Source organism: Pseudomonas sp. ASL4 (genome assembly GCF_056680395.1).
Genome location: NZ_CM155280.1, coordinates 1,815,001 through 1,840,835, shown reverse-complemented (window position 1 = coordinate 1,840,835; position 25,835 = coordinate 1,815,001). Strand labels below are relative to the sequence as shown.

Here is a 25,835-nt window from a genome sequence, read left to right as displayed (position 1 = left end):
TTTTCGCGTTTACTTCTTTAAGCCTGCGAATCAAGTCGACAGCTGATTGGCAAACTGCCCAACCGCGTTCACCACTTTCTGCGCGCCATCCTGAATCTCGACAATCACCGTGCCCGCTTCTGCTGCCAGCGCCAGGCCCTGTTCGGCCTGAAGTTTGCCGTCGGTCATGAGGCTTACGGCGTTGCGCGCCATGTCCTGGTTCTGCCGCACGACACCGACAATTTCGTCCGTGGCCTGGCTGGTGCGCGACGCCAATTGCCGGACTTCGTCCGCCACCACAGCAAAACCCCGGCCCTGTTCACCGGCACGCGCCGCTTCGATGGCCGCGTTGAGCGCCAACAGGTTGGTCTGCTCGGCAATGCCGCTGATGGTCTTGACGATGGTGCCGATCACCAGCGACTGCTCGTTCAAGGCTTCGATGCCTTCACCGGCGGTTTGCATGTGCTTGGCCAGGTCGCGCATCACGCTCACGGCCTGAGTGACCACCGCCGTGCCGCGCTGGGCGCTGTTGTCGGTTTGCAGCGAGGTGCTGTAGGCAATGTTGGCCGCTTCGGCAACCGCTTGCTCCTGATTCACCTGATCGGTAATCACCGTGGCGAACTTCACCACTTTGTAGAGTTTGTTGTTGGCATCGACCACCGGGTTGTAGGACGCCTCCAGCCAGACCGTACGACCATGGCTGTCGAGGCGCTTGAAACGCTCGGCCACAAACTCGCCGCTATTCAGACGGCGCCAGAAGTTCTGATACTCGGCGCTGTTGTACTCCTCGGGAAAGCAGAAGGTGCGGTGATGTTTGCCCTGAATCTGCGCCAGGCTGTAACCCATGCCGCTGAGGAACCGATCATTGGCGGTCAGCACATTGCCGTTGAGGTCGAATTCGATCACCGCCGTCGAACGCACCAGCGCGCCGATCAGGTTCTCGTGCTCGCGGGAGGCTTCGATGGTGCGGGTCAGGTCGCTGGAGTAAATCGAGAAGTGTTTGATGCGACCGTCCGCCGAACGCACAGGTTGCACGATCGAACGCAGCCAGGCCTCGACGCCATTGCCGCGCAGCAGACGCACGGTGCCGGCAAAATGCTCGCCACGGGTCAGCGCAGTCTTGAAGCGGTTGTGGAATTCGTCGGATTTCACATGAGCCGGCACGATGTCTTCGATCTGCCGCCCGATCAGATCGTTGCTCTTGTAGAGCATCTCGCCGAGGAAATTCTGGTTGACCGATTGAATCCGCCCGTCCGGTTCGAGCGTCAGGACCAGCATCTCGCTTTCCAGACTGTCCTTCACTTGCAGGAGGCTGGAGAGTTCTTCGCGAAGAGCGGACAGCTCCTGCTTCAAGCGTTTATTGAACATGGGAAAGCACCGAGGGCTGGGTAGAAAGCGGCATACAGCCTAACCATCGGCCGTCGGGATATTTTCTAAAGAGTGTTTTGGGTTTGTCCTACAAAAATAATGGCCGCGTGCCATTTAGTTTGCCGAACTCCCCTGCGAGCCGGTTACAAAACCCAGCGCTCTGCCCCACCCATATCAGGTATTCTCCGAACAAATTGCAACAACATGTTGCGACGGTATCTGCCCGATAAGGAGTCCCGTTTTGGATTTATCGACCGCTGCCTGGATGGTTCACGACACCCGTTTGATCCTTTGCTGCCTGCTGGCGATTGCCACGATTATCGTGTTGATCAGCGCCACCAAACTCCCGCCCTTTCTTTCGATTTTGATTGGTACGTTCATTGCCGGTGTTGGCGCTGGATTGCCGCCCGAAGATGTGGCCAAAGCGTTTAGCAAAGGCGCGGGGGCGATTCTTGGTGAAGCGGGGATCATCATTGCCCTCGGATCGATGCTCGGTGCGTTGATGGCCGAATCCGGCGCCGCCGACCGCATCGCCTCGACCCTGCTTGGCCTGGGCAAAGGCAAATCCTTGCCGTGGGTCATGGCGCTGGTGGCGATGGTGATTGGCCTGCCGCTGTTTTTCGAAGTCGGGCTGGTGATGATGGTGCCGATCATCTTTGTGATGGCGCGCCGTTCGGGTCAGCCGTTGCTGAAGATCGCCATTCCGGCGCTGGCCGGGATGACCACGTTGCACGCCTTGATGCCGCCGCATCCAGGGCCGTTGATTGCGGTTAGCGCGTTGCACGCCGACCTGGGCCTGACCATGTTGCTGGGTTTCAGCATCGCCATTCCGGCGGTGATTCTGGCCGGCCCGATCTACGGCAACTGGCTGTCGAAACGCATGCACGTCGATGAGCCAGCGGAACTCGGCGCACTGTTTAGCGCCCCGCCCAAGGCCCCGCGCCAGCCGAGTTTCGGGATGTCGTTGCTGATCATTCTGCTGCCGGTGTTGCTGATGCTCGGCAGCACGTTGGCGAAAGTCGCGATGAGCCCCGAAAGCTCCGTCGCCCTGACCCTGAAATTCCTCGGTGAACCACTGGTGGCGTTGGGCATTGCAGTGATGGCGGCGGTGATCTGCCTCGGCTGGGCCAATGGCATGCCCCGTGAACAAGTGGGCGGCACGTTGCGCAAAGCCCTGGCGCCGATTGCCGTGTTGCTGCTGACCATCGGTGCCGGTGGTGGCTTGAAGCAAACGCTGCTCGATGCCGGAATCAGCCAGACCATCAGCAAAGTCGCCGAAGGCGCGCACATGCCGTACTTGTTGCTGGCCTGGTTGATCGCCGTAGCGTTGCGTCAAGCCACCGGTTCGGCGACTGTTGCGACCACCACCACGGCGGGCATTCTGGCGCCGATGATGGCGGGACTGGCGGCGACGCAAAGCTCTTTGGTGGCGTTGGCGATTGGCGCCGGTTCAGTGTTTTTCTGCCACGTGAACGACGCCGGATTCTGGATGGTGCGCGAGTACTTTGGCTTGCAGCTCAAACAGACAATCTGGGTCTGGTCGATTCTGCAAACCATCGTTTCGGTGGTGGGGTTGGTCGGGACGTTGTTGTGGTGGCATTGGTTGACGTGATGGCCGCTCCGTCCCCGGGATAGTTACAGACAGGGAGCCACGCGGCGGCTCCCGACATGGGGCATGCGCGCGCTGAAATATGCCGCGCTGCCCACGCCCACTGCTCCCATCACTGTACAGAACATCACGCAGATCCACGGACTCCACGGCATCAGACCGATCAACAGCAGCGGTGTGATACTCGCCCACGCGGCGTAGGCAATGTTGTAAGTGAAGGATATCCCCGAGACGCGAATCCGCGCCGGGAACAGGCTGACCATCACCGAAGGCACCGCGCCGACCACCCCACAACTGAGGCCGGCAATCGCGTACGCCAGACCGATCCAGTCACCGCCAATGATCAGGCAGGTGTAGAGCACGCCGATGCCCAGCGGCAGCAGCAGGCTGTAAAGCATGACCGTGCGCCAGGCACCGATGCGGTCAACGAGCAAGCCAGCAAGCACGCAACCGATGTTCAGGAACACGATGCCCAGCGCACTCAGGGCGAAGGTGTGACTGGCGGTCATGCCGAAGGTTTTCTGCATCATGGTCGGGGTGATGACCACAAACACCACCACGGCGGAGGTCAGCACGCAGGTGAGGATCATCGCCGGCCACATGGCCAGGCGATGCTCGCGCAGAACCGTGCGCAGCGGCAGTTCGACGGTCGCATCGCGCTGGGCCTGCATGGCCATGAACACCGGGGTTTCGCTAAGCCAACGACGCAGCCAGACACCGATCACCCCAAACACGCCACCCAGCAGGAACGGGTAGCGCCAGGCGTAATCAAGGATTTCTGCCGGAGTGAATGCCTGCGCCAGAAAGGTCGCGGTCAACGCGCCGATCAGGTAGCCAAACGTCAGCCCGGCTTGCAGGAAACCCAGCGCATAACCGCGATGACCGACCGGCGCGTGCTCAGCAACGAACACCCAGGCGCTCGGCACTTCACCACCCACCGCCGCCCCCTGGAGGATGCGCAATGCCAACAGCAGCAGCGGCGCGAAATAACCGATTTGCGCGTACGTCGGCATGATGCCGATCAGCAGGCACGGCAGCGCCATCATCAGGATGCTCAGGCTGAAGACTTTCTTGCGCCCCAGTTTGTCGGCGAAGTGCGCCATCAGAATCCCGCCCAGCGGCCGCGCCAGGTAACCGGTGACAAAAATCCCGAAACTTTGCAGCAAGCGCAGCCACTCGGGCATTTCCGGTGGAAAGAACAGTTGGCTGAGGGTCAGGGCGAAAAACACGAAAATGATGAAATCGTAGATTTCCAGCGCCCCGCCGAGCGCCGCAAGGCCCAGGGTCTTGTAGTCAGCACGGGTGAACGGCGCCGGGCGCGTTTCGGTATTGGCAGTCATGAAAAGAACTCTGGCACAGGCAAAAACCAAGGCGCCCATGGTCTACGCAAATGCGCCACTGGACAACCCGATCAGGCCCCTGGGTTGGTTTTTAGCGGTTCTCTGTGCATTGAATTCACTGGCGCGACACCAATAATCGGGCACTTTCCAATCCACAGGAAAGCCGCCATGAGCAGCCATAACCGCAGTAAACGCCTGACCGTTCCCCAACTGGTAGCGATGAAAGGCCAACAGAAAATCGTCTCGCTGACCGCCTACACCCGCTCGATGGCCGAGTTGATGGACCCGTTTGTCGACTTCGTGCTGATCGGCGATTCCACCGCCATGGTCGGCTACGGTCGTACCTCGACCCTGGACATGAGCCTGGAAGAAATCATCGGCCATACCCGCGCGGTGGTGGCCAGCACCCGGCAGGCCTGCGTGATTGCCGACATGCCGTTCGGCAGTTATCAGGAATCGCCGCAACAGGCCTACCGCAATTGCGCCGAAGTGCTGGCCCGCACAGGCTGCGATGCGCTCAAGCTCGAAGGCGGCAAGGCCTTGGCCAGCACCGTGGAGTTCCTGGTGCAGCGCGGCATTCCGGTGATGGCGCACATCGGCCTGATGCCGCAATACGTCAACGTCATGGGCGGTTTCAAGACTCAAGGTTTGAATGATGCGACCGCAGCGGCCATCGAGGAAGATGCTCGCGCGCACCTCGCGGCCGGCGCGTTCAGCTTGTTGCTGGAAGGTGTGGCCGAACCGTTGGCCCGGCGCATCAGCGATTTCTCGCCGATGCCGACCATTGGCATCGGCGCCTCGCCAGCCTGCGACGGGCAAGTGTTGGTGACCGAGGATGTGCTGGGACTGGGCGGCGACTATGTGCCTCGCTTCGTCAAACCCTATGCGGACGTCGGCGCACTGATCAGCCAGGCCTTCGAGCGTTTTGCCGATGAAGTGCGCAGCGGCCAGTTTCCGCAGATGCAGCATTGTTATGGCGTCAGCTGAAGCTCCTGATCAATCGCCTCGGCCAGCGACTTCACTGCTTGGCCGATGTCCTTGCTCCAGTCGACGGTGTAACTCAGGCGCAGGCAATCACCCCACAACCCCTGCTGGCTGAACAGCGCTCCGGGTGCGATCACGATGCGTTTGGCCAACAGACGCTCGTACACCCGGCGCATGTCCACCGGGTGAACTGATTGCACCCACAGCGTCGCGCCCCCGGCTGCCGCCACCACGTTGAGTTGGTCGGCGGCGTGCTCTTGTAGCAGACGAGTCATCTGCGCCATGCGCCCAGCCAACAGGCCGCGCAACACCTGTGTGTGCTGATCGATACGTCGCGAGCTGAATAAACGGGCGAGGGCTTTTTGACGGATTGGCGACAGGCGAAAGGCCCGGTCCAGACACTGACGCTGCATCGCCGCTTCCTGTCCACGAATCAGCACATAGCCGAACGGTGCTTCCGAACCGATGACCTTATCGATGGTGGAAAACACCAGCAGCCGTTGGGGGTTGGCGAAATCACGGTAGCGCGACTGCTCGGCAAAGAAACCGAATTCGCCGTAGCTGTCGTTTTCGAACAACCAAACATTGCGCTCACTCAACCATTCACATAACTGTTGTTTGTCGGCCGCCGCCATGAGGCTGCCGTGGGGAATGTTCACCGTCGAAGAAAGCACTGCCAACGCCACAGGCTCACGCTGCAACACCTCGTGTATCTGTTGCAGGTCGAAGCGCCCGTCGGTGTTCAGCGGCACCTCAATTACCCGGATATTCGCTGCGTGCAACTGCCGCAAAATCGCCCAGGAACACGGCGACTCGACCAACGCCACGCTCCCGTGCAGGTTCAGCGCGGCCAGCGACATGTCCAAGACACTGCGCAGGTCGGCACCGATGTACACCTGTTCCGGCCGCCAGTAATGTTCGGTCGAACGGGTGTAGCGCTCAGCCAATACCGTGCGCAACTCGATCTCGCCAAACGGTTGATACAACGGCACGGCCGAACGCGGGTATTGGCGCGCCAGTTCGCGTTCGATCATCAGCAGTGGATTTTCCAGGGACAGCAACATCGACGGCGCATCGCTGCACAGCGCCAGCATGCCAGGCTGGCGCGCGTAGGCGTAAACGTTGTCGAGCAGATTGTCGGCCGGTGCCGGGGGTTGCATCGCAGTCGCAGGGCAGAAGTAGCCAAGTTTGGGTCGGGAAAAGACGCGCCCCGCATCCTCAAGCAAGGCATAGGCATATTTGGTGGTGGATACCGAGACATTCAGGCGCAACGCCAACTGGCGCAATGACGGTAGTTTTAACTCGCCGTCAGTCCTGGCCGAGTCAATCAGCTCGACCAGATAGCGATACACGGCCTGGTAGGCGAAAGCACTGTCCTTGTTCAATCGTGGTCATTCCTGAGGTTGGGCACGGCGCAGCATCCTCCCTTGGTGGACATGACGCAATCCGCACAAAACAGCAAAACAGCCCCGCAAAAAAACCTCGATTGATTTACTGTTGGCACCTGACCAGACGGGCCTTTGCGGCCCGGAACACCACAATAATCATAAAAATCCGAGGTACACCCGTGGCCGCTGATATCGACGATAGCCGCTATGCCCGTTTTGCCCTGCGCTGCTCAAGTTTTGCCGAGCGCTGGTTCCCCGATTCCTGGGTATTCGCAGCCCTTGCAGTGATCATCGTCGCCGTGGCGACCATGGCCATGGGCGCCAAACCCACCGACGCCGCCATGGCGTTCGGTGACGGGTTCTGGAGTCTGATCCCGTTCACCATGCAGATGGCGTTCGTGGTGATCGGCGGTTATGTGGTCGCCAGTTCACCGCCAGCCGTGAAGCTGATTGATCGCCTGGCGCGAATCCCGAAAAACGGCCGCTCCGCCGTAGCCTGGGTCGCGTTGATTTCGATGGTCGCGTCGTTGCTCAACTGGGGACTGTCGCTGGTGTTCGGCGGTTTGCTGGTACGCGCCCTCGCCCGCCGCACCGATCTGAAAATGGATTACCGCGCGGCCGGTGCGGCGGCTTATCTGGGGCTTGGCGCTGTCTGGGCGCTGGGGCTGTCCTCGTCCGCCGCGCAATTGCAGGCCAACCCGGCCAGCCTGCCGCCGTCGATTCTATCGATCACCGGGGTCATCCCGTTTACTCAAACGATCTTTCTCTGGCAGTCCGGCGTGCTGTTGCTGGCGCTGATTGTGGTCTCGCTGATCATTGCCTACGCCACCGCGCCCGGCCCGAATACCGCGCGTGACGCCAAGGCCTGCGGCATCGACCCGAGTTTCAACCTGCCACCGCTGCAACCACGAACGCGTCCCGGCGAATGGCTGGAACATAGCCCATTGCTGACGATTCTGCTGGTGTTGTTGGCCGGCGGCTGGCTGTTTCATGAGTTCTCGACCAAACCGGCGATCAGCGCGATCTCTGGGTTGAACACCTACAACTTCCTGTTCCTGATGCTCGGCGCCCTGCTGCACTGGCGCCCGCGCAGCTTCCTTGATGCGGTGTCCCGGGCGGTGCCGACCACCACTGGCGTGCTGATCCAGTTCCCGCTGTACGGTTCAATTGCTGCACTGATGACCACCGTCAAAGGCGCTGACGCCCAGACCCTCGCCCACCACATCTCAACCTTTTTCGTACAGATCGCGTCCCACGACACCTACGCGTTGTTGATGGGTGTGTACTCGGCGATTCTCGGCTTCTTCATCCCGTCGGGCGGCGGCAAGTGGATCATCGAAGCGCCGTACGTCATGCAAGTGGCCACTGACCTCAACTACCACCTGGGCTGGGCGGTGCAAATCTACAACGCCGCCGAAGCCCTGCCGAACCTGATCAACCCGTTCTACATGCTGCCGCTGCTGGGCGTGCTGGGGTTGAAGGCGCGGGACTTGATCGGGTTTTCGTTCGTGCAGTTGCTGGTGCACACGCCTCTGGTGTTGTTTCTGCTGTGGGCGTTGGGGACGACGCTGGTTTATACGGCGCCGGTGATGCCTTAAATACTCTCAGGCGTTCATCGGTTCTACGATGAACGCCGCTTCTGTGGCGAGGGAGCTTGCTCCCGCTCGGCTGCGAAGCAGTCGTAACGCGCCCACCTCGTTTCTCCTGAAACAACACGGTTGCTGATATCAGGGCCGCTTCGCGCCCCAACGGGAGCAAGCTCCCTCGCCACGGGTTTTGTGTCAGGCATGCAACTGCGGATCAGATCCGACATCGTGTAACCTCCCCGTCACATCGCGCTGCTAGCGTCCCGCCGAAATACATTGCAACAATTTCGCGAAAAAGGAATTGGAATGAACGACGACAAAGACGGAAACGACCTCCCCTCCTCCGAAGCCGATCAACCCACGGATACCAGTCGCCGCCGCTTCCTTGGCGGTGTTGCCGTACTGGGTGTCGGTGCAACGCTGAGTGCTTGTGGTAATCAAGGGGACAGTTCCGGCAAACCGGTTGAACGCTCGCTGACACCTGCCGAGCTGGATAAAGCCCTGCAAGAAAACGTCAAAAACGTCGTGGTGATCTACGGCGAAAACCGCAGCTTCAATAACTTGTTTGCCGACTTCCCGGGCGTCGAAAAACCGCTGTCGGCGCTCAAGCCGGAGGAAGGCGCGCAGCAGGATCGCGACGGCAGCGCGCTGTCGACCTTGCCGCCGGTTTGGGGGGGCATTAACCAAGTTGGCCCGCAAACCCTCGATGGCGTGATTTACCCCGCCGGTACGCAATTTCAGGAACACCTGCCGAATGCGCCGTACGCCCTCAAAGGCCCGCAAGGCGAAGACTTGCCGCTGAGTCTGGTGACCCGCGACCTGTGGCACGTGTTCTATCAGAACCAGATGCAAATCAACGGCGGCAAGAACGACCGCTTTGTCGCCTGGGCCGACTCCGGTGGCCTGACGATGGGCCATTACGCCCAGACTCGTTATTCATTGCGTTTGTGGGATGTGGCCAAGGAGTTCGTGCTCTGCGACAACTTCTTCCAGGGGGCATTCGGTGGCTCGTACCTGAACCATCAATACCTGATCAGCGCCCAGGTGCCGTTCTACCCGGATGCTGCCAATTCGATCGCCAAGCCGCAGATCGCCACGCTGCAAAGCGATGACCCGACCGACAATCGCCTCAAGCCGCTGGACGCCTCGCCCGCCAGCGCCATGACTGGCCCGCCGCAGTTCGGCCCAAGCCTATTGACGCCGGATGGCTACGCGGTAAACACCATGGCGCCGCCCTATTGGCCGACCTGGATCCGCGATCCCGAGCGCCCGGACTACGCCAAACCTTTGCCGAGCGTGCTGGTACCACAAACCCACGACCACATCGGCGACAAGCTCTCGAAAAAGAATGTCGACTGGGCCTGGTACGGCGGCGCATGGCAAGCCACGATCGAGGAGTACAAGGATTCGGGCGCCATTCCGAAGATCCCGAATTTCCAGTACCACCATCAGCCGTTCAACTACTTCAAGCGCCAAGGTCCGGAAAACCCGGCCGAGCGCACCAAGCGCTTGCGCGATGGCGGTTTGGGCGATGAGTCGAGCACCAACAAGTTCCTGGCCGACGCCGAAGCCGGCAAGCTGCCCGCGGTGACGTTCTACAAACCCCAGGGCAACCTGAACATGCACGCCGGTTACGCCGACATCGCGTCGGGCGACCGGCATATCGTCCGCGCACTGAAAGTGCTGCAGCAAAGTCCGCAATGGAAAAACATGGTGGTGGTGATCACCGTCGACGAGAACGGCGGCTGGTGGGACCACGTTGCCCCGCCCAAAGGCGATCGCTGGGGCCCGGGAACGCGTATTCCGGCCCTGGTAATTTCACCGTTCTCGCGCAAGGGCACGGTGGATCACACGGTGTATGACACCGCTTCGATCCTGCGGCTGATCACTCGCACCTTTCAACTGGAAACCCTCGACGGGATCAAAATGCGTGATGACGCGATGATCGCCCGGGGCCAGAAGCCGATGGGGGATTTGACCAACGCTCTGCATTTTCCGGGTTGATTGATTGAAGATCAAAAGATCGCAGCCTTCGGCAACTCTTACGGGGGAATGTCATCGGCTGCGATTTTTTGCGTGGGTACTGGACCGCTCGACACATCTGGTTTCAGTATGGAGGCGCCCCGCCTACGAGGGCCCACGCTGAAAAGGATCTGAGCATGTTCAAACTCGCAGGACTTACCCTCGCCGCCCTCACCCTGAGTGCCGCCGCCCACGCCGATGTCGATCTCAAGCTGGGCAGCACCGAGCGCGTCACCCGACTCTTCGCTTACCCCAACAACTGCAACGTAATCTGCTTTCGCAACTGGACGCTGGAGCAGACCGTCGAGCATTACCTGACCCAAAGCGTGCAGCGCGATGGTTACAGCGCCGCCAAAGTCCTGGTGAAAACCGATAACGATCAGCTCTACGCCGAAATCAGCGGCGTACCCAATGGGTATGAAAAACCCCTGGCAGCGCTGCTCGATGCCGGGGATCTGGCCTACAACGGCGCCAGCAAACTCAACGCCGACGGCAAGTGGGCTTACAGCTGGTATCTGTTCCTGCCATTGGGCATGGCGCTGGAAAACCGCAAAAGTGTCGAGCTGCTGCACTTCCCGCCGGATTACTCGTTGACCCAGGCCCAGGATTACCTGGAGTCGGCCACGACCGATCGCTGGGCCACGCTGCTGGTCGACAACGGTATTCCAGCCGCCCAGACACCGGCCTATCAAACCATCATCGACATCGCGCCAATTGCCGCGCCGTCCAACGCGGGCAAGGATCTGGAAGGTGTTTACGACTACTTCAAGGACTACCAGACCACCATGGTCAAGGAAGTCAGCCAGAACGCCAAAGGCGCAACATTGCCAATGGTCGCCTTCGGTGCGCCGGTGCGTAACTGGATCAAGCAGCAATACGGGGTGACCGTAAATGTGTTGGGCCTGGCAACCATCAGCCCTAGCGCTGGCGTAAAAGTGCCGGTCTTGGGTTCCAACCATCCAAGTTACATCTGGTACGCCGCCGACCCGGCCAGCTACACCGGTCCGGATGCCCAGGCCAAGGCGGATGCCGCAGGCCTGACAGTCATGGGCCAGGATTTGAGCGCTGCCTGCTGGCAAGCCGGGATGGGCAGCAAACCGGGCAGTGATCCGAGTGCCCTGCTCAATAGCTGCACCCAGACCTGGCAAGTGACCCAGAAAGAAAAAACCTGTGAGCTGTTCTACACCTCGGTCCGTAACCTGACGCCGGCAGACGCGGCAGCCAAATGCGCCACGCCACCGGTCAAGTCCCAGCTCCAACAGCTGCAAGCCCCGGCACCCGCAGCGGCGATCCCTGAACCGCACCTTTGAAACGATAAAAGCCTTTTGCGCGTGAGCCATGGCTGACGCGCAAAAGCGCACTATTCGCCTGTCAGTTCTGACAGTAGACCGAATGATTGATTTGCGAGAGGCTTGAGGCATACCCAACTGTTGCAGGGCTGACAGGAGCGTCAGCTTTCAGAGGTCGCAACACCTTGCCGACAAGGATCGTTATGAAAACCCAAACGTTGGACGGGATGCGAATGCCAACACCCGATGGCATCTATCCCTTTGCAGAATTACCCATTCGCCTTGGATTTCCTTCCAGGGCCGACTTTGAAATCATCTGCGACGCCCAAGGCTCAGCCGAGGCCGTGGTGGCACGTCGGTCATTTCCACGCATCAGCCGAATCTGCCGGGCTTCAGGGCATCTGCTGCCTTATCGCTGTGCGCATACACGGCAACTGGCTCCCGGCATCCACGTCTACGACCCGCGCTTTTGCGGGCTGCTAAGTCACTCCTGCGACCCGAACGTGTTTCTCGATATGAGCGAGCTGTGGTTATGGGCACTGAAGGACATTAACAACGGCGACAGGCTGACAATGGATTACGCCGCGACCGAAGACAAACTGCTGCGCCAGTTCGCCTGCCAGTGTGGCTCGGCGGACTGTCGCGGCTGGATCACCGGCTACGATGAGCCACCCAACGCCGACGGCCAGCTGTTTTTACTGCACTGGCGTCGGCGAAGTCTGTGTTGAAAGACGTTACAACGCCCCGACTGGACGCAAGCGATACTGCGGCGGCAGTTGCTCGAAGCCGCTGATCGTGGCGTTCAGGCTTTTCCAGCGACCATCCTTGATGCCATAGATGCAACCGTGGATCGACAGGCTTTGCCCACGATGCCAGGCGTTTTGCACAATGCTGGTGTGACCGACGTTGGCCACTTGCTGGACCACGTTGAGCTCGCAGAGGCGGTCGACCCGCTCCTCTTCGGTCGGCAACTTGGCCAGCTCTTCGCGCTTTTCATAATAAAGATCGCGAATCGAGCGCAACCAGCCATCGATCAGGCCCAATTGACGGTCCTGCATAGACGCACGCACGCCACCACAGCCATAGTGGCCGGTGACCAGGATGTGTTTGACCTTAAGCACGTCCACCGCGTACTGAATCACCGACAGGCAATTAAGGTCGGTGTGCAGCACCACGTTGGCGACGTTACGGTGCACGAACAGGTCGCCGGGCAGCATGCCAACGATCTCGTTCGCCGGCACCCGGGCGTCGGAGCAACCGATCCACAGGTATTCCGGGGTTTGCTGACGCGCCAGCTTGGCGAAGAAATCAGGATCTTCTTTCGTGATCGCGTCGGCCCAGCGCTCGTTGTTATCAATCAGATCTTGTAATTCGTTCATGCAATGAAGCCTCAAGAATGATGCGCAGCTTTGACAGACGACCGCCCGTCGGGGTCACGCGCGCGATGCAGATACCCCTGATGCCCTGATGTTTACACCAGCTAGCCCGCAGCTCCATGCCGGGGGAATTCTCGGCAACCCAGTGGGTCCACCTTAGTAAGGCCCACAGTATGAGGAATTGCCATGACTGAATCACGACGTCCGTACGATGCGGTGCAACCCGAGCCCATCGACGACAACGAAGACCGCATGGGCTCGATGCATGAGCTGGATTTCGACGAGGAAGAACCCAGCGCAAAAATCGGTGACGAGTTGCCGGAAAATGAACGCGAGCGACTGATGCCCCGCGAACGTGTCCGTGAAGCCGGCATGACCGGTGCTTCGACCGACGACCATGAGTCTACCGACGATGACATGAGCCCGGAAACCCTGATCCGTGAAGATGGCGCACGGGATGCCCACGAGGCAGGCGAAGGGGAACCGGCCGATTGGGATTTAAGCATCGTCGATGAGGAGGACATTGGCGGCGGGAATGGGTTGGATGAGGCGGAAATGGCGAATCGCGATCCGGTTGACGGGAATCGTTGATCAATTTTTTGGACTAACACCGCCGATCTATTTGATTGATCGGATTTCCCTGTAGGAGCTGGCGAAGGCTGCGATCTTTTGATCTTGAGAGACAGAAAAATCAAAAGATCGCAGCCTTCGGTAGCTCCTACAGGGGATTGGTGTTCAGTCGACCAAAGTGCAGGCCATAACGACGGCATCTTCACGCCCACCCACCGCCGGGTAGTAATCCCGACGACGTCCAATCTCATTAAACCCATACCGCTCATACAACCGAAACGCCCCACGGTTGCTGTCACGCACTTCCAGGAAACACTCGCGTGCCTTGGCGTCATACGCCCGGGACATCAAGTGTTCCAGCAACGTCAAACCCAGGCCACGGCCCTGATTCTCCGGTTTGACGGTGATGTTCAGCAGATGCGCTTCATCAAGAATGATCTGCACCACGCCATGCCCGACCTGCTGCGAACCTTCGAACATCAGCCAGATCTGGTACTTGCCCAGGCCATCGAGAAAAATTCCGCGGGTCCACGGGTGGCTATAGGCCGCGTATTCGATTTTCAGTACAGCGTCCATGTCCGCCTCGGTCATCGGGCGGAACGATACAGCATCAATCATTTGATTCTTTCCAGCGCGCCATCAGCCGACGCATGGCTTGCCAGACATCAGCCTTACGCTGTGGCTCTTCCATTAATAATTCCAGACCCGGCAGGGCCCAGACCGAGCCCAGGCCTTCGACCTGGAGTTCACGGTTGAAGGATTCGGCGTTCGCCTCACCGGCAAACCGCACCGCCGGCAAACCAATCAGCCACAGGCAGACGCACGGGGCGTCTTCGAGCCGGGCCGAGAGGAAACCTTGCACGAAATCGCGAGCGGCTTCCGGGCCTTGATCCATGGTGCCGCGAGACAACAGCGGCCAGCGCACCGGCTCGCCGACAATTTGCGGGCTGTCCGGCAGACCGGCGGCACGCAGCATGTCCTTGAGCAACATATAGGCGGGATCGCGGGTCTGGAAGGTTTCGCCTGTGGGTAACTCCACCAACAGCAGGCAGCGCCCGGCCCGCAACAATTGCAGGGCGAAACGCGGCGGCGGCACAACTGGCGCCTTGATGGCGACCGGCGCCGCCTCTTCTTCAACCTTGGCGTTGGTGCGTGTGCTGGCCAGCGATGGCCGCGGCACCTCGATTTTCACCCGTTCGGCCGGTTTGACCAGCGGTTCCACGGGCGTCTCAGCCACTGGAGCCGGCGCCACCGGGGCGATGACCAACGGCTCAAGCGCCTCCAGCAGTTCGGGGCGCGAGGGCGCAGCAAAGGGCAATTCGGTGCGCGGCAGCCAATTGACCACCTGCATGGCGGTCAAATAAGCGCGGCGGCGAGACTCGATAAGCAAAGGTCGGCCACTTGTGGATAACTAATAGTGCGCTGATTCTACCGCCCTTCGCCGAAGATCGCCCGCGCTTGATCGATACTCTTACCCATAGAAACAGCGACAGCCCGTCCCGAGAGTGAATCGCAACAGGCGCGATGCAGTACAATCGCCGCTTTTAATCGTCAACCAGCCGGCCATCCCGATGATCGAACCCAAGCGCGTCTTGCGCGCCCTCGCTGAACACTGGGCACTTCTGGAGCCACTGTGCGAGCACTTCGACCAAGGCACTTTGAGCCTCAACGAACTGCGTTCACAGTTGGCCGCCCAGCAACTGGACAGTACACCGCAGGACATCACCAGCCTGCTGGACGTGTGGATCCGCCTCGACATTCTGGTGCCCGTGGCGAAAAGCCCGAACCGTTTCGAGCTCAATGCGCAGATCCACGACTTCCTCGCTTACCTGCGCCGTGAGCACCGTTTGGGCTTGTGCCTGGAAATCGAAGCCTATCTGCGCCATCTCGAGCGCCTGGCCGGTTATATCCAGGACGCGTTCGACATCCGCGACGGCCACGATTTGGCGCGCCAGTTGCGCTTGCTCGACATGCGCGTGCGGGACGTTTTGAAGAAACTCGCCAACGACGAACAGGCCCTGGTGGCCGTTGCCGAGCGGGCCAAGACCAGCGACCGGCAGATCCCGCTGCGTCAGCGTTACGCCGAAGTACTGGCGACCTGGGACGAATACGTCGAACCGATGATCCAGTTGGTGAACGCCGACGGCGCCTTCGAGCAAGGCGTGCGCAAAGTCGAAAACGTTCTGCTGCGCATGCTCACCGAACAGCAGCGCCTCGGCCACTTGGTCGATGACGACATGCTGCTGCGCACCCACGCACGCATCCTCGAAATGCAGACCAGCGCCCAACTGACCTTGCGTCATGCCCGCGAACTGCTATTGCCGCTGCGTGAAGAAGCCCGCCGCCACAACGCCGTAACCCGTGGCGCAGCGCTGGCCCTGTCGGCCATCCGCCGTAAAGGCATTGATGCGGTGCCGCAAGCCGCGATGCCAATGTTCACGCGTCCGCAAAGCACCTTCCTCGGCAGTGCCAGTCAGGTCGAAGCCTATGTCTACGCCCTGGCGCGTTTCGAGCCAAAACCGGCGCGTTTCCCCAAGGCTCACAAAACCCAGAAAGGCGAAGCCCCGCGCGCGCCACGCACGGTTCGGGAAATGCTCGAACGCTGTGAAGACGCGTTGCCGATGCCGGACCTGATGACCTGGCTGCTGGAGCAGGAACCGGACGGCGCTACCGACGAATTGCTGTATTGGTTCTCGCGCTTGTCACGGGAAAAACGCTTCAAACGCGAGCGTCTGGAACGCCGCGATTACCACACTCATGAGCACCAGGTCAGCCTGCGCTCCTTCGCCCTGCTCTCGGCCGGCGACACCGCCGCCGAGGATTCCGCGAGCATCCCAAATGCATCTTGATCTAAACGAACTGTCCCAGCTGGCGCCGATCTTTCGCGAGCTGTTCAAGGGCTATCACGTCAGCCGCCGAGATCCGGAGCTGTACGCACAACTGTCGAACTTCCAGGACCAGTACCGCACGCTGTTCAAGGCGTTGGGTTTTGAACTGGTCTGCGACACCCGTGGTTTCTACTACTTTGTGCCAGACCTTGCCGCTGCAGCGGTGAACAAGACCGCTCAGCGTCTGGCGTTGTTCACTTTCATCCTCGTCGAGCATCTGGCGGATCAGGGCCGCGATCCGGTCGCCGTGCTCGACGGTGGCAGCCTCGGTCGTGATGAATTGCCATCGTTGCTGGAGAAGTATCGCGACCTGTTCATCCAGGCCGAAGTGCAGACCGTCGAAGAACTCGAAGAAAAAATCATGCGCCGCATGACCCAACTCGGTTTTGCCGGCGAAGAAAACGGCATCTACCGTTTCCTGCCGCCGATGCACCGTTTCCTCGACGTTTGCCTGTCAGTCCAGCAAGACCGCGATCTGGCGGCCAGCCTGCACAGCGTGCTGCCACTGCCAGCGCCGGTGCTGATCGATGATGACAGCGACGAAAAGCTGCTGGAAACCGATGACCCGCTGGACCTCAGTGACTTCGCGGAAGAAAGCGAAGAAGACGCCATGGCCCGCGCCATTGCCGAAGAACAGGAGACCGACGCATGAGCAAGGAACGCTACGGCATTCGCCGCTTCGCCCTTTTGAACACCGCCGGTTACAGCCTCGGGCTGTTCCCGCTGGAAGAGCCGCTGTCGGTCTACGGCGCGAACAACCTTGGTAAATCCGCGTCGATCAACGCCTTGCAGTTCCCGATCCTGGCGCGCATGTCGGACATGAGTTTCGGCAAGTACAGCCTGGAACAATCCCGGCGTTTCTACTTCGCCTCGGACACCAGCTACATCCTGGTCGAAGTCTCGCTGCCCCATGGTCCGCACGTGATCGGCGTGGTCGGTCGCGGCCCGGGTGGTGGGTTCGGTCACCAGTTCTTTGCCTACGCCGGCAAACTGGATCTGGCCCATTACCAGAAAAACGACACCTGCCTGCGCCAGAAAGAGTTGTTCACCAACCTTGAGCGAGAGGGCCTGAAAGCCTACGAACTCAAGCCAGATGAACTGCGACGTTTGCTGGTCGGCGGCCACACTTCTATTCCGCTAGACCTGACCCTGATCCCGCTGCGTTCCACCAGCGAACAGAGCCTCAAGACTTTCCGCGCGTTGTTCATCAACCTGCTGCACATGCGCGAAATCACCGCGGCCAAGCTCAAGCAACTATTCCTCGACGCCTTCGAACACAGCCTGCGTTCCGGCAGCGTCGACTACATCGCTGCGTGCGAAGAAGCCTTCCGCGATGTACGACGCATGGAGCAGGACTACAACTCGCTGGTCACCGCCGGCCCGCTGGTTGAAGCGTTGGCCTCAGGCGTTACCCAGCGCAACATCCTGCGCGGCAAGTTGCACCGCATCTCGCCGTTGCTCGATTCGTTGCTCGGCACCTGGTCGGACTACGCCAGTGCGCGCAAGGAAGAGCTGACCATCCAGGCCGAGCATTACCGCGGCGAGCAGGACGCGTTGCAAAACGATCAGCGTGGCGGTACGCAAGAGCTGATGCGCCTGGAGCGGGAAATCACCGGAATCCAGCGCTGGCTCGGCGAGTTGTCGGTGCTCAAGCATCGCTTCGCGCTGGTCACTGACGTCAAAGTCCTGGAGCAGCAACTGCTGGCGGCCAAGGATGCGCACGATGAACTGGCTGGTGCACTGGCCCAGTCCCGGCAGTTCAGCGCCGAAGACCTGGAAGAACGTCTGCGGGATCTGGAAAAACGCCTGAAGTCGGTGAAGCAGCAACTCGATCACGCCGACAACAACAGCTACGCCCGACTGCGAGAAGAGTTCTCGCAACAGGACGTCGAGCGCCTGATGCGCCTGTTCAACAGCGCGCTGTTCAGCCTGCCGCTGGGCGAGCACGGGATTACGCTGGACGAGGACGGTCAGTGGGTCAAATCCCTGGAGCTGATCCTAGACGGCTTCAAAGGCGAACGTTTCGAGGTGCCGGGGCTGTCCATCGACATCTCGCACATCGAGCCGCCAGCCCTGCAAGCCCTGGCCGACCGCGCAGCCTTGCGCGATCAGAAAGAGCGTCTGGAAAAAGAGCTCAAGCAACTGAAAACCCAGGCTGCCGTGGTCGCTGACCGCGCGGCGAGCAAGACCCAGACCGAAGCGTTGTACCAGCAAGTGCTGGATGCGCAGAAAGCCCTGGAAGATTTCCGCCGCGCGCAAACCTTGAGCGCCGAGGAAGACGACAAGCTTGAGCAATTGGCGCAGATGGAAGCGGCGCAGGAAGAGTTGAAGCGTTCCAGCGACGCCTTCACCGAACGCGTCCAGCAATTGTCGGCCAAGCTGCAACTGGTCGGCCGGCAGATCGGCGACATGGAAGCCAAGCAACGCACCCTCGACGACGCCCTGCGCCGCCGTCAGCTGTTGCCGGCAGACATGCCGTTCGGCACACCGTTCATGGACCCGATCGACGATTCCATGGACAACCTGTTGCCGTTGCTCAACGACTACCAGGACAGCTGGCAGGGTTTGCAGCGCAGCGATGGTCAGATCGAAGCGCTGTATGCGCAGGTCCGTCTCAAGGGCGTGGCCAAGTTCGACAGCGAAGACGACATGGAACGTCGCCTGCAATTGCTGATCAACGCGTACGCGCACCGCACCGACGAAGCGCTGACCCTCGGCAAGGCGCGCCGTGCAGCGGTCACCGACATCGCCCGGACCCTGCGCAATATCCGCAGCGACTATGACAGCCTCGAGCATCAACTGGCGCTGTTCAACCGCGAGATCAACAAGCGTCAGGTCTCCAACCTGCAGAGCTTCCGCATCGTGCTCGCGCCGAACAAGGAAGCCCTCAAGCACATCGACCAGATCATCCACAGCGCCGGCCAATACGAAGAAGGCGAAACCCTTTCTGTGTTTGACCTGAGCCAAAGCGCCGATCAAGACAACAAGAACGAAGAAGCCAAGGAATACCTGGCGCGGCTGGTGGCGGCAAACCACAACCAGCTCGGCCTCAAGGACTTGTTCGAGCTTGCGTTCGAGATCACCAAGGTCAACGGTCAACCGGTGATTCACACCGACATCGACGGCGCGGCGTCCAACGGCACCACTATGACCATCAAGGCGCTGACCAACATGTATTTGTTGCTGCACTTGATGGACCGCGACCAGGCCGGTCGCGTGCGTCTGCCGTACTACCTCGACGAGGCGGCGGACATCGACGAGAAAAACCAGGCAGCGCTGCTGGAAACCAGTCTGCAACTGGGCTTCGTGCCGATCCTGGCGAGTGTGAAGCCACAGGTTTGCGCCAGTGTGGCGATTGACCTGGAAGGTGGTAGCGGGCCGAACGGGATCTACATTGATGAGGCGGACTGGAAGTACATTCGTCGGCATGATGAAGTGAAGCCGACTTTGAACGTTGAAGCCGATGAGCCGGAGCTGGATGCGGTTTGATTTAAACCGTTAGAGACGAAAAAAGGCCGCAATCCATTGGATCGCGGCCTTTTTTATTGAAGGCTTTTCGGTGGTTTTGAGGGCCCCATCGCGAGCAAGCTCGCTCCCACAGGTTTTATGTTCGACACAAATCCACTGTGGGAGCGAGCTTGCTCGCGATGGCGGCAGCACAGCCGCCAATAAACTACTTACCGAGGGAAATCTTCGGCGCCCAGGTCAGCCATTCATCTTCAAACTTGTCGAACAACGGGAACGTCTGTTCTGGCCGGGCCGGACTGCCCATGCGCTCACCCTCCGGCGTGGCAAAAGCGATACCACCCTGGATCAGCGTCTCCAGCGACTCGGTCCGCACCGTCGCGCCTTTGAACAATCCAAAATCAAAGCCAAAACCGCTGGTGTTCCAGAACCGCGTGCCGCTGCGCACCAATGGCGCGTACTTCGGCTCGATCAGGATGTGCACCAACACACGATCCGCGGTCTGGCCCAATTCATAACCGATTACCTTGCCGACGGTGATTTCACGGTACGTCACCGGCACGCCGGTTTTCAGCGAACCACGACGCGCCGCGCTCAACACCAGACTCAACCCGGCTTCTACCTTGGCGGACTCCGGCGGGTTGGCCAGCGCCACGAAGTTTTTCTGCGGGCCGAGGTTTTTCGCGGCCGGCTGCACTTCGATGTACTGACCCGTGACCAGGGTTTCGAGGTTCGACGTCTTGATCAACCCCAGCTCAGGCTTGACCACCCAGAACTGACTGCCCTCCCGCGCGATGCGTTCCGGTACTTCGGTAATCCGCGCGGTCAGCATCACCGACTGCAGGTCATCGCTGAGGTCGACGTCTTCAATCTTGCCGACATCCAGCCCTTTGAAGCGAATCGGCGTACCGCTGCGCAGGCCATCAGCGCGATCGACCTTGATGGTGACCACGGCGCCTTTCTGGTTTGCCTCGTCATGGCTGGCAAACAAACGGAAGCGCGGGATTTTCTTTTGCAACGGCGCCTTGGCTTCCGGGGTTTCGAAAGCAATACCGCCGGCCATCAGACTTTGCAGTGACTCACTTTTGACCTGGATTCCGCCGGTCAAACCACCGCTGAGCGTAATGCCGCTGGCATTCCAGAACCGCGTCGAGGCGTTGACCAGCCCCTCGTATTCCTTCTCGATGTGAACGCCGATGATCAATTGTTTTTTGGTCTTGGAAAACTGATAGCTCTGGACCGAACCGACTTTGACCTGTTTGTAGAGAATCGGGCTACCGACCTCCAGGGAGCCGAGATTATCGGTGAACAGCACCATGTGCAGGCCCGGCGAGCGCAGGTCCAGGGGCGGAGCCTTGGCCCGGGCCACGAACTCGCGCTGCGGCGCGCTGCCCTTGTCGCCCGGGCGCACGGCAATGTAGTTGCCTTTGACCAGGGCTTCGAGACCGGTGATACCCGCCAGCGAGATCGACGGCTTGACCACCCAGAACTGAGTCCCGGTGACGAGGTAATCTTCAGCCAACGGGTCAAGGGTCAATTCAGCGGTGGCACCCGACAAGTCCGGATCGATCTTCAGAGCTTTCAGATTGCCGACCTGGATGCCTTTGTACATCACGGGCGTACGGCCAGCCTGCAAGCCTTCAAAGTCGCTGAGTTTGACCTTGACCCGAATACCGGCAGCCGCCGCATCGAAGTCTTCATACAGACGGAACGGCAGGCTCGGATCGGTGGGCGGGCTGTCCTTGCGGTTTTCCGGAGTGGCAAACGCGATGCCGCCGGCGACGATGCTGGCCAGGGACTCGCTGCGAATTTTCACACCGGACAGATTGGCGTCGATGCTGATGCCACTGGAGTTCCAGAAGCGCGTGTGTTTGCGCACCAGGCTGGCGTAGGTAGGCTCGATGAAGACTTTGAGCTCGACCGTGCTTTGGTCTTCGGACAGCAGATAGCTTTTGACCTGGCCAACTTTGATCTGCTTGTAGAACACTGGGCTGCCGCGATTCAGAGAGCCCAGACGATCAGCCTTGATGGTCAGGTGCAGACCGGGTTTGGAGTCCGACAGCGGCGGCTCTTCAGCCAGGGCTTTGAACTTGCGGGCCGGCTCGCCTTCACCGGGGCTGATGGCTACGTAGTTGCCCGACACTAGGGTTTCGAGACCGGTGATACCGGCCAGGCTCACGCTCGGTTTAACCAGCCAGAAGCGCGTACTGGTCTTGAGGTATTGCTCCACGTCCTTGTTCATCTCGACCGTGGCGATCACTCCTTTGGAGCTGCCGTCGTCATCGAGTTTGAGGGTCTTCACCTTACCGACCGACATGCCTTTGTAGACCACTTCGGTCTTATTGGCCTGAATGCCTTCGCCGCTTTCGAAACGCACCTGAACCTCGATACCGGTTTCGTTGTAGGCACGCCAGCCGAGCCAGCCGCCGATGATCAGGGCGATCAGTGGCAGTACCCAGATAGCTGACCAGTTCGAGGCCGGTCGGGTTTTCGCTGTAGGCAAATCAGTCATGGTCGTCGTCCGACTCCGTGTTATCCCAAATCAGTCGGGGATCGAAAGTAACTGCGGCAAGCATCGTCAGAATCACCACACTGGCGAAGGCGATGGCGCCAAGATTGGCTTCGACGCTGGCAAGCCGTCCGAAATTCACGACCGCCACCAGGATGGCGATCACAAAGATATCCAGCATTGACCAACGGCCGATGAACTCGATAAAGCGGTACATCACAATCCGCTGGCGTGCCGACAGTGGCTGGCGACGCTGCACCGAAAACAGCAGTAATGCGATACCCACGAGTTTGAACGTTGGTACCAGAATGCTGGCAATAAAAACCACGGCCGCGATTGGAATCATGCCGTGCTGAACCAGTTGGATCACGCCAGACATGATGGTGCTGGGATCACCCTTGCCGAGTGAGCTGACGGTCATGATCGGCAGCACATTGGCCGGGATGTAAAGAATCGCGGCGGTGATCAGCAATGCCCAGGTGCGCATCAAGCTGTTCGGACGACGGGCGTGAACCAATGCACCGCAACGGGTGCACACCTGCTCATCGGTGTCGGCTTCCTGCTTGTTCAACTCATGGCATTCGGTACAAATCAGAATGCCTGCATCAATCGCCCGCATGGGCATCTTCTCCTGACAAAGCCTGCCAGATCTGATGAGGCGACATCACAACCTCCAGCCAGACCTGGACCAACAACAAACTGATAAAGCACGCCAGGCCAAGACCTACGGTGATGGCTGCCATATCTGCCAGCTTGACGATCGCTACCAGCACGCCCATGAGGTAAACCTCGAGCATCCCCCAATCCCGAAGATGGTGGTAAATGCGGTAGAGCAACAAACCGTAACTGCGCCCGATGTTGAAACGAATGCTGAGTAGCACCGCCAACTGACAGAGTAACTTGAGCAGCGGGATTCCCATGCTGCACAAAAACACAACCACCGCGACGCCTTGCATACCGGTATCGAACAGGCCTACAACGCCGCTCCAGACAGTGTCTTGCGACGATTGCCCGAGTAGATTGAGCTGCATGATGGGTAAAAAGTTCGCCGGGACATACAACAACAGTGCGGCGATGACCAAGGCGAGGCTGCGTTGAACGACATTGTGCCGATGGGCATAGAGCTCATAACCGCAGCGCGGACAGAGGGCTTTCTCGCCATGGGCGAGTTCGGGCTTACGCATCAGCAGGTCGCACTCGTGACACGCCACCAAGTCGTCCAGCGGTAAATCTGACAGCCGTGAGGCGTCAACCGGATCTGGCATAAAAGGCTCTGGCTCCGAAAAAGGTGGGCCTATTCTAGTGTTCTGAATCGAAAATAACTGTGCAAATTTGTGCGGCTGTCGAAGCCATGCTTTTCTTCGGGCAAAACAAAACCCCTACCTGCATACGCAGATAGGGGTTTCGGAATTTAATCTTGACGATGACCTACTCTCACATGGGGAAACCCCACACTACCATCGGCGATGCATCGTTTCACTGCTGAGTTCGGGATGGGATCAGGTGGTTCCAATGCTCTATGGTCGTCAAGAAATTCGGTAGCCAGGTCGTTCTCCTTACGGAGTACGCTCCAGCGAATGGGTATGTGATAGATCTCGGTGTTTTGTGAGTGTCTCGAACTTTCGGTTCGTTTCGTCTTCACACACCGCAATCTGGTGCTCTTTCGCTTTTCAGCTCGAAGCAAGCAAATTGCTTGGGTGTTATATGGTCAAGCCTCACGGGCAATTAGTATTGGTTAGCTCAACGCCTCACAGCGCTTACACACCCAACCTATCAACGTCGTAGTCTTCGACGGCCCTTCAGGGGACTCAAGGTCCCAGTGAGATCTCATCTTGAGGCTAGTTTCCCGCTTAGATGCTTTCAGCGGTTATCTATTCCGAACATAGCTACCCGGCAATGCCACTGGCGTGACAACCGGAACACCAGAGGTTCGTCCACTCCGGTCCTCTCGTACTAGGAGCAGCCCCTCTCAAATCTCAAACGTCCACGGCAGATAGGGACCGAACTGTCTCACGACGTTCTAAACCCAGCTCGCGTACCACTTTAAATGGCGAACAGCCATACCCTTGGGACCGGCTTCAGCCCCAGGATGTGATGAGCCGACATCGAGGTGCCAAACACCGCCGTCGATATGAACTCTTGGGCGGTATCAGCCTGTTATCCCCGGAGTACCTTTTATCCGTTGAGCGATGGCCCTTCCATACAGAACCACCGGATCACTAAGACCTACTTTCGTACCTGCTCGACGTGTCTGTCTCGCAGTCAAGCGCGCTTTTGCCTTTATACTCTACGACCGATTTCCGACCGGTCTGAGCGCACCTTCGTACTCCTCCGTTACTCTTTAGGAGGAGACCGCCCCAGTCAAACTACCCACCATACACTGTCCTCGATCCGGATAACGGACCTGAGTTAGAACCTCAAAGTTGCCAGGGTGGTATTTCAAGGTTGGCTCCACGCGAACTGGCGTCCACGCTTCAAAGCCTCCCACCTATCCTACACAAGCAAATTCAAAGTCCAGTGCAAAGCTATAGTAAAGGTTCACGGGGTCTTTCCGTCTAGCCGCGGATACACTGCATCTTCACAGCGATTTCAATTTCACTGAGTCTCGGGTGGAGACAGCGCCGCCATCGTTACGCCATTCGTGCAGGTCGGAACTTACCCGACAAGGAATTTCGCTACCTTAGGACCGTTATAGTTACGGCCGCCGTTTACCGGGGCTTCGATCAAGAGCTTCGCGTTAGCTAACCCCATCAATTAACCTTCCGGCACCGGGCAGGCGTCACACCCTATACGTCCACTTTCGTGTTTGCAGAGTGCTGTGTTTTTAATAAACAGTCGCAGCGGCCTGGTATCTTCGACCGGCATGGGCTTACGCAGTAAATGCTTCACCCTCACCGGCGCACCTTCTCCCGAAGTTACGGTGCCATTTTGCCTAGTTCCTTCACCCGAGTTCTCTCAAGCGCCTTGGTATTCTCTACCCAACCACCTGTGTCGGTTTGGGGTACGGTTCCTGGTTACCTGAAGCTTAGAAGCTTTTCTTGGAAGCATGGCATCAACCACTTCGTGTTCTAAAAGAACACTCGTCATCAGCTCTCGGCCTTAGAATCCCGGATTTACCTAAGATTCCAGCCTACCACCTTAAACTTGGACAACCAACGCCAAGCTGGCCTAGCCTTCTCCGTCCCTCCATCGCAATAACCAGAAGTACAGGAATATTAACCTGTTTTCCATCGACTACGCTTTTCAGCCTCGCCTTAGGGACCGACTAACCCTGCGTCGATTAACGTTGCGCAGGAAACCTTGGTCTTTCGGCGTGGGTGTTTTTCACACCCATTGTCGTTACTCATGTCAGCATTCGCACTTCTGATACCTCCAGCAAGCTTCTCAACTCACCTTCACAGGCTTACAGAACGCTCCTCTACCGCATCACCTAAGTGATACCCGTAGCTTCGGTGTATGGTT

18 protein-coding genes, 2 rRNA genes and 2 pseudogenes (1 of these 22 running past the window's edge) are annotated in these 25,835 nt (G+C 59.2%); 10 read left to right on the top strand and 12 right to left on the bottom strand.

All coding sequences use genetic code 11. The features are described from left to right. Positions 1-30: 30 nt before the first annotated feature. A pseudogene (locus AC1MEW_RS08350) lies at positions 31-462 on the bottom strand (methyl-accepting chemotaxis protein); the annotation flags it as partial. Positions 463-618: 156 nt separating this feature from the next. Continuing rightward, positions 619-1,257 (bottom strand): annotated as a pseudogene (locus AC1MEW_RS08345) (PAS domain-containing protein); the annotation flags it as partial. A 331-nt stretch (positions 1,258-1,588) separates the two neighbouring features. Between AC1MEW_RS08345 and AC1MEW_RS08340 the strand changes: the two are divergent. Then, complete coding sequence (locus tag AC1MEW_RS08340) at positions 1,589-2,959, top strand: GntT/GntP/DsdX family permease (RefSeq protein WP_201206706.1); 1,371 nt, start codon at positions 1,589-1,591, stop codon at positions 2,957-2,959. Positions 2,960-2,982: 23 nt separating this feature from the next. Here AC1MEW_RS08340 and AC1MEW_RS08335 read toward each other — a convergent pair whose 3' ends face one another. Further along, entirely contained in the window at positions 2,983-4,296 is a 1,314-nt protein-coding gene (locus tag AC1MEW_RS08335) for an MFS transporter (protein WP_480426007.1), read from the bottom strand. Positions 4,297-4,464: 168 nt separating this feature from the next. Here AC1MEW_RS08335 and panB point away from each other — a divergent pair, with 168 nt between their 5' ends. Beyond that, positions 4,465-5,283 carry a 3-methyl-2-oxobutanoate hydroxymethyltransferase gene (gene panB, locus AC1MEW_RS08330; protein WP_480426004.1) on the top strand — a complete coding sequence of 273 codons (819 nt, stop codon included), beginning with the start codon at positions 4,465-4,467 and terminating at the stop codon, positions 5,281-5,283. On the opposite strand, the gene AC1MEW_RS08325 is transcribed toward panB, so the two are convergent. After that, entirely contained in the window at positions 5,268-6,665 is a 1,398-nt protein-coding gene (locus AC1MEW_RS08325) for an aminotransferase-like domain-containing protein (protein ID WP_322269652.1), read from the bottom strand. The two genes, panB and AC1MEW_RS08325, sit on opposite strands and share 16 nt — an antisense overlap. Before the next feature lie 182 nt (positions 6,666-6,847). On the opposite strand from AC1MEW_RS08325, the gene AC1MEW_RS08320 reads away from it, so the two are divergent. From AC1MEW_RS08320 to AC1MEW_RS08305, 4 genes are all read left to right on the top strand, one after another. Next, the gene (locus AC1MEW_RS08320) at positions 6,848-8,266 is read left to right on the top strand and encodes a TIGR00366 family protein (RefSeq protein WP_201255210.1); all 1,419 of its coding nucleotides are present in this window, start codon (positions 6,848-6,850) and stop codon (positions 8,264-8,266) included. A gap of 294 nt (positions 8,267-8,560) precedes the next feature. After that, positions 8,561-10,258, top strand: coding sequence for an acid phosphatase (locus tag AC1MEW_RS08315; protein WP_480426002.1), 1,698 nt, complete (start codon positions 8,561-8,563; stop codon positions 10,256-10,258). A gap of 155 nt (positions 10,259-10,413) precedes the next feature. Then, entirely contained in the window at positions 10,414-11,586 is a 1,173-nt protein-coding gene (locus tag AC1MEW_RS08310) for a hypothetical protein (protein WP_480426000.1), read from the top strand. Positions 11,587-11,768: 182 nt separating this feature from the next. Next, positions 11,769-12,293: an SET domain-containing protein-lysine N-methyltransferase gene (locus tag AC1MEW_RS08305; protein ID WP_201255208.1), complete on the top strand. Its 525-nt coding sequence runs from the start codon at positions 11,769-11,771 to the stop codon at positions 12,291-12,293. A gap of 6 nt (positions 12,294-12,299) precedes the next feature. On the opposite strand, the gene can is transcribed toward AC1MEW_RS08305, so the two are convergent. Next, the gene (can, locus tag AC1MEW_RS08300) at positions 12,300-12,944 is read right to left on the bottom strand and encodes a carbonate dehydratase (protein ID WP_123514497.1); all 645 of its coding nucleotides are present in this window, start codon (positions 12,942-12,944) and stop codon (positions 12,300-12,302) included. A gap of 183 nt (positions 12,945-13,127) precedes the next feature. Between can and AC1MEW_RS08295 the strand changes: the two genes are divergently transcribed. Then, positions 13,128-13,532 (top strand): serine kinase/phosphatase, encoded by a 405-nt coding sequence (locus AC1MEW_RS08295; RefSeq protein WP_201206715.1) that lies wholly within the window; start codon positions 13,128-13,130, stop codon positions 13,530-13,532. Between the two features lie 144 nt (positions 13,533-13,676). On the opposite strand, the gene rimI is transcribed toward AC1MEW_RS08295, so the two are convergent. Both rimI and AC1MEW_RS08285 read right to left on the bottom strand, forming a co-directional pair. Beyond that, positions 13,677-14,129, bottom strand: a complete 453-nt coding sequence (gene rimI, locus AC1MEW_RS08290; protein WP_480425997.1) for a ribosomal protein S18-alanine N-acetyltransferase — start codon at positions 14,127-14,129, stop codon at positions 13,677-13,679. Continuing rightward, the gene (locus tag AC1MEW_RS08285) at positions 14,122-14,862 is read right to left on the bottom strand and encodes an energy transducer TonB (protein ID WP_201206802.1); all 741 of its coding nucleotides are present in this window, start codon (positions 14,860-14,862) and stop codon (positions 14,122-14,124) included. Before AC1MEW_RS08285 ends, rimI begins: the two co-directional genes overlap by 8 nt. A gap of 220 nt (positions 14,863-15,082) precedes the next feature. Between AC1MEW_RS08285 and mksB the strand changes: the two genes are divergently transcribed. From mksB to mksF, 3 genes are read left to right on the top strand one after another with little or no spacing between them, the layout of a single operon-like run. Further along, a complete protein-coding gene (gene mksB / locus AC1MEW_RS08280) occupies positions 15,083-16,360 on the top strand; it encodes an Mks condensin complex protein MksB (protein ID WP_201206719.1) in 1,278 nt (425 codons plus the stop codon). After that, positions 16,350-17,051 carry an Mks condensin complex protein MksE gene (gene mksE, locus AC1MEW_RS08275; protein ID WP_201206721.1) on the top strand — a complete coding sequence of 234 codons (702 nt, stop codon included), beginning with the start codon at positions 16,350-16,352 and terminating at the stop codon, positions 17,049-17,051. Before mksB ends, mksE begins: the two co-directional genes overlap by 11 nt. Then, complete coding sequence (gene mksF, locus AC1MEW_RS08270) at positions 17,048-19,888, top strand: Mks condensin complex protein MksF (RefSeq protein WP_201206723.1); 2,841 nt, start codon at positions 17,048-17,050, stop codon at positions 19,886-19,888. The genes mksE and mksF overlap by 4 nt, the downstream gene beginning before the upstream one ends. A 184-nt stretch (positions 19,889-20,072) precedes the next feature. On the opposite strand, the gene AC1MEW_RS08265 is transcribed toward mksF, so the two are convergent. The 5 genes from AC1MEW_RS08265 to AC1MEW_RS08245 all read right to left on the bottom strand — a co-directional run. Continuing rightward, on the bottom strand, positions 20,073-22,376 hold the full coding sequence (locus tag AC1MEW_RS08265; protein WP_201206725.1) for a PqiB family protein: 2,304 nt from the start codon (positions 22,374-22,376) through the stop codon (positions 20,073-20,075). Next, complete coding sequence (locus AC1MEW_RS08260; RefSeq protein ID WP_201206727.1) at positions 22,369-22,992, bottom strand: paraquat-inducible protein A; 624 nt, start codon at positions 22,990-22,992, stop codon at positions 22,369-22,371. The genes AC1MEW_RS08265 and AC1MEW_RS08260 overlap by 8 nt, the downstream gene beginning before the upstream one ends. Further along, a complete protein-coding gene (locus AC1MEW_RS08255) occupies positions 22,979-23,638 on the bottom strand; it encodes a paraquat-inducible protein A (protein WP_201206729.1) in 660 nt (219 codons plus the stop codon). Before AC1MEW_RS08255 ends, AC1MEW_RS08260 begins: the two co-directional genes overlap by 14 nt. Before the next feature lie 150 nt (positions 23,639-23,788). Further along, a 5S ribosomal RNA gene (gene rrf / locus AC1MEW_RS08250) occupies positions 23,789-23,904 on the bottom strand. A 173-nt stretch (positions 23,905-24,077) separates the two neighbouring features. Further along, a 23S ribosomal RNA gene (locus AC1MEW_RS08245) occupies positions 24,078-25,835 on the bottom strand (it continues 1,134 nt past the right edge of the window).

Excerpts from the sequence above, each read along its gene's own strand:
- can (WP_123514497.1), bottom strand. The coding sequence starts at position 12,944 with ATGAACGAATTACAAGATCTGATTGATAACAACGAGCGCTGGGCCGAC.
- mksB (WP_201206719.1), top strand. The coding sequence starts at position 15,083 with ATGATCGAACCCAAGCGCGTCTTGCGCGCCCTCGCTGAACACTGGGCA.
- AC1MEW_RS08335 (WP_480426007.1), bottom strand. The coding sequence starts at position 4,296 with ATGACTGCCAATACCGAAACGCGCCCGGCGCCGTTCACCCGTGCTGAC.
- mksF (WP_201206723.1), top strand. The coding sequence starts at position 17,048 with ATGAGCAAGGAACGCTACGGCATTCGCCGCTTCGCCCTTTTGAACACC.
- panB (WP_480426004.1), top strand. The coding sequence starts at position 4,465 with ATGAGCAGCCATAACCGCAGTAAACGCCTGACCGTTCCCCAACTGGTA.
- AC1MEW_RS08295 (WP_201206715.1), top strand. The coding sequence starts at position 13,128 with ATGACTGAATCACGACGTCCGTACGATGCGGTGCAACCCGAGCCCATC.
- rimI (WP_480425997.1), bottom strand. The coding sequence starts at position 14,129 with ATGATTGATGCTGTATCGTTCCGCCCGATGACCGAGGCGGACATGGAC.
- AC1MEW_RS08255 (WP_201206729.1), bottom strand. The coding sequence starts at position 23,638 with ATGCCAGATCCGGTTGACGCCTCACGGCTGTCAGATTTACCGCTGGAC.
- AC1MEW_RS08305 (WP_201255208.1), top strand. The coding sequence starts at position 11,769 with ATGAAAACCCAAACGTTGGACGGGATGCGAATGCCAACACCCGATGGC.
- AC1MEW_RS08315 (WP_480426002.1), top strand. The coding sequence starts at position 8,561 with ATGAACGACGACAAAGACGGAAACGACCTCCCCTCCTCCGAAGCCGAT.
- AC1MEW_RS08285 (WP_201206802.1), bottom strand. The coding sequence starts at position 14,862 with ATGCAGGTGGTCAATTGGCTGCCGCGCACCGAATTGCCCTTTGCTGCG.
- AC1MEW_RS08260 (WP_201206727.1), bottom strand. The coding sequence starts at position 22,992 with ATGCGGGCGATTGATGCAGGCATTCTGATTTGTACCGAATGCCATGAG.
- AC1MEW_RS08265 (WP_201206725.1), bottom strand. The coding sequence starts at position 22,376 with ATGACTGATTTGCCTACAGCGAAAACCCGACCGGCCTCGAACTGGTCA.
- AC1MEW_RS08310 (WP_480426000.1), top strand. The coding sequence starts at position 10,414 with ATGTTCAAACTCGCAGGACTTACCCTCGCCGCCCTCACCCTGAGTGCC.
- mksE (WP_201206721.1), top strand. The coding sequence starts at position 16,350 with ATGCATCTTGATCTAAACGAACTGTCCCAGCTGGCGCCGATCTTTCGC.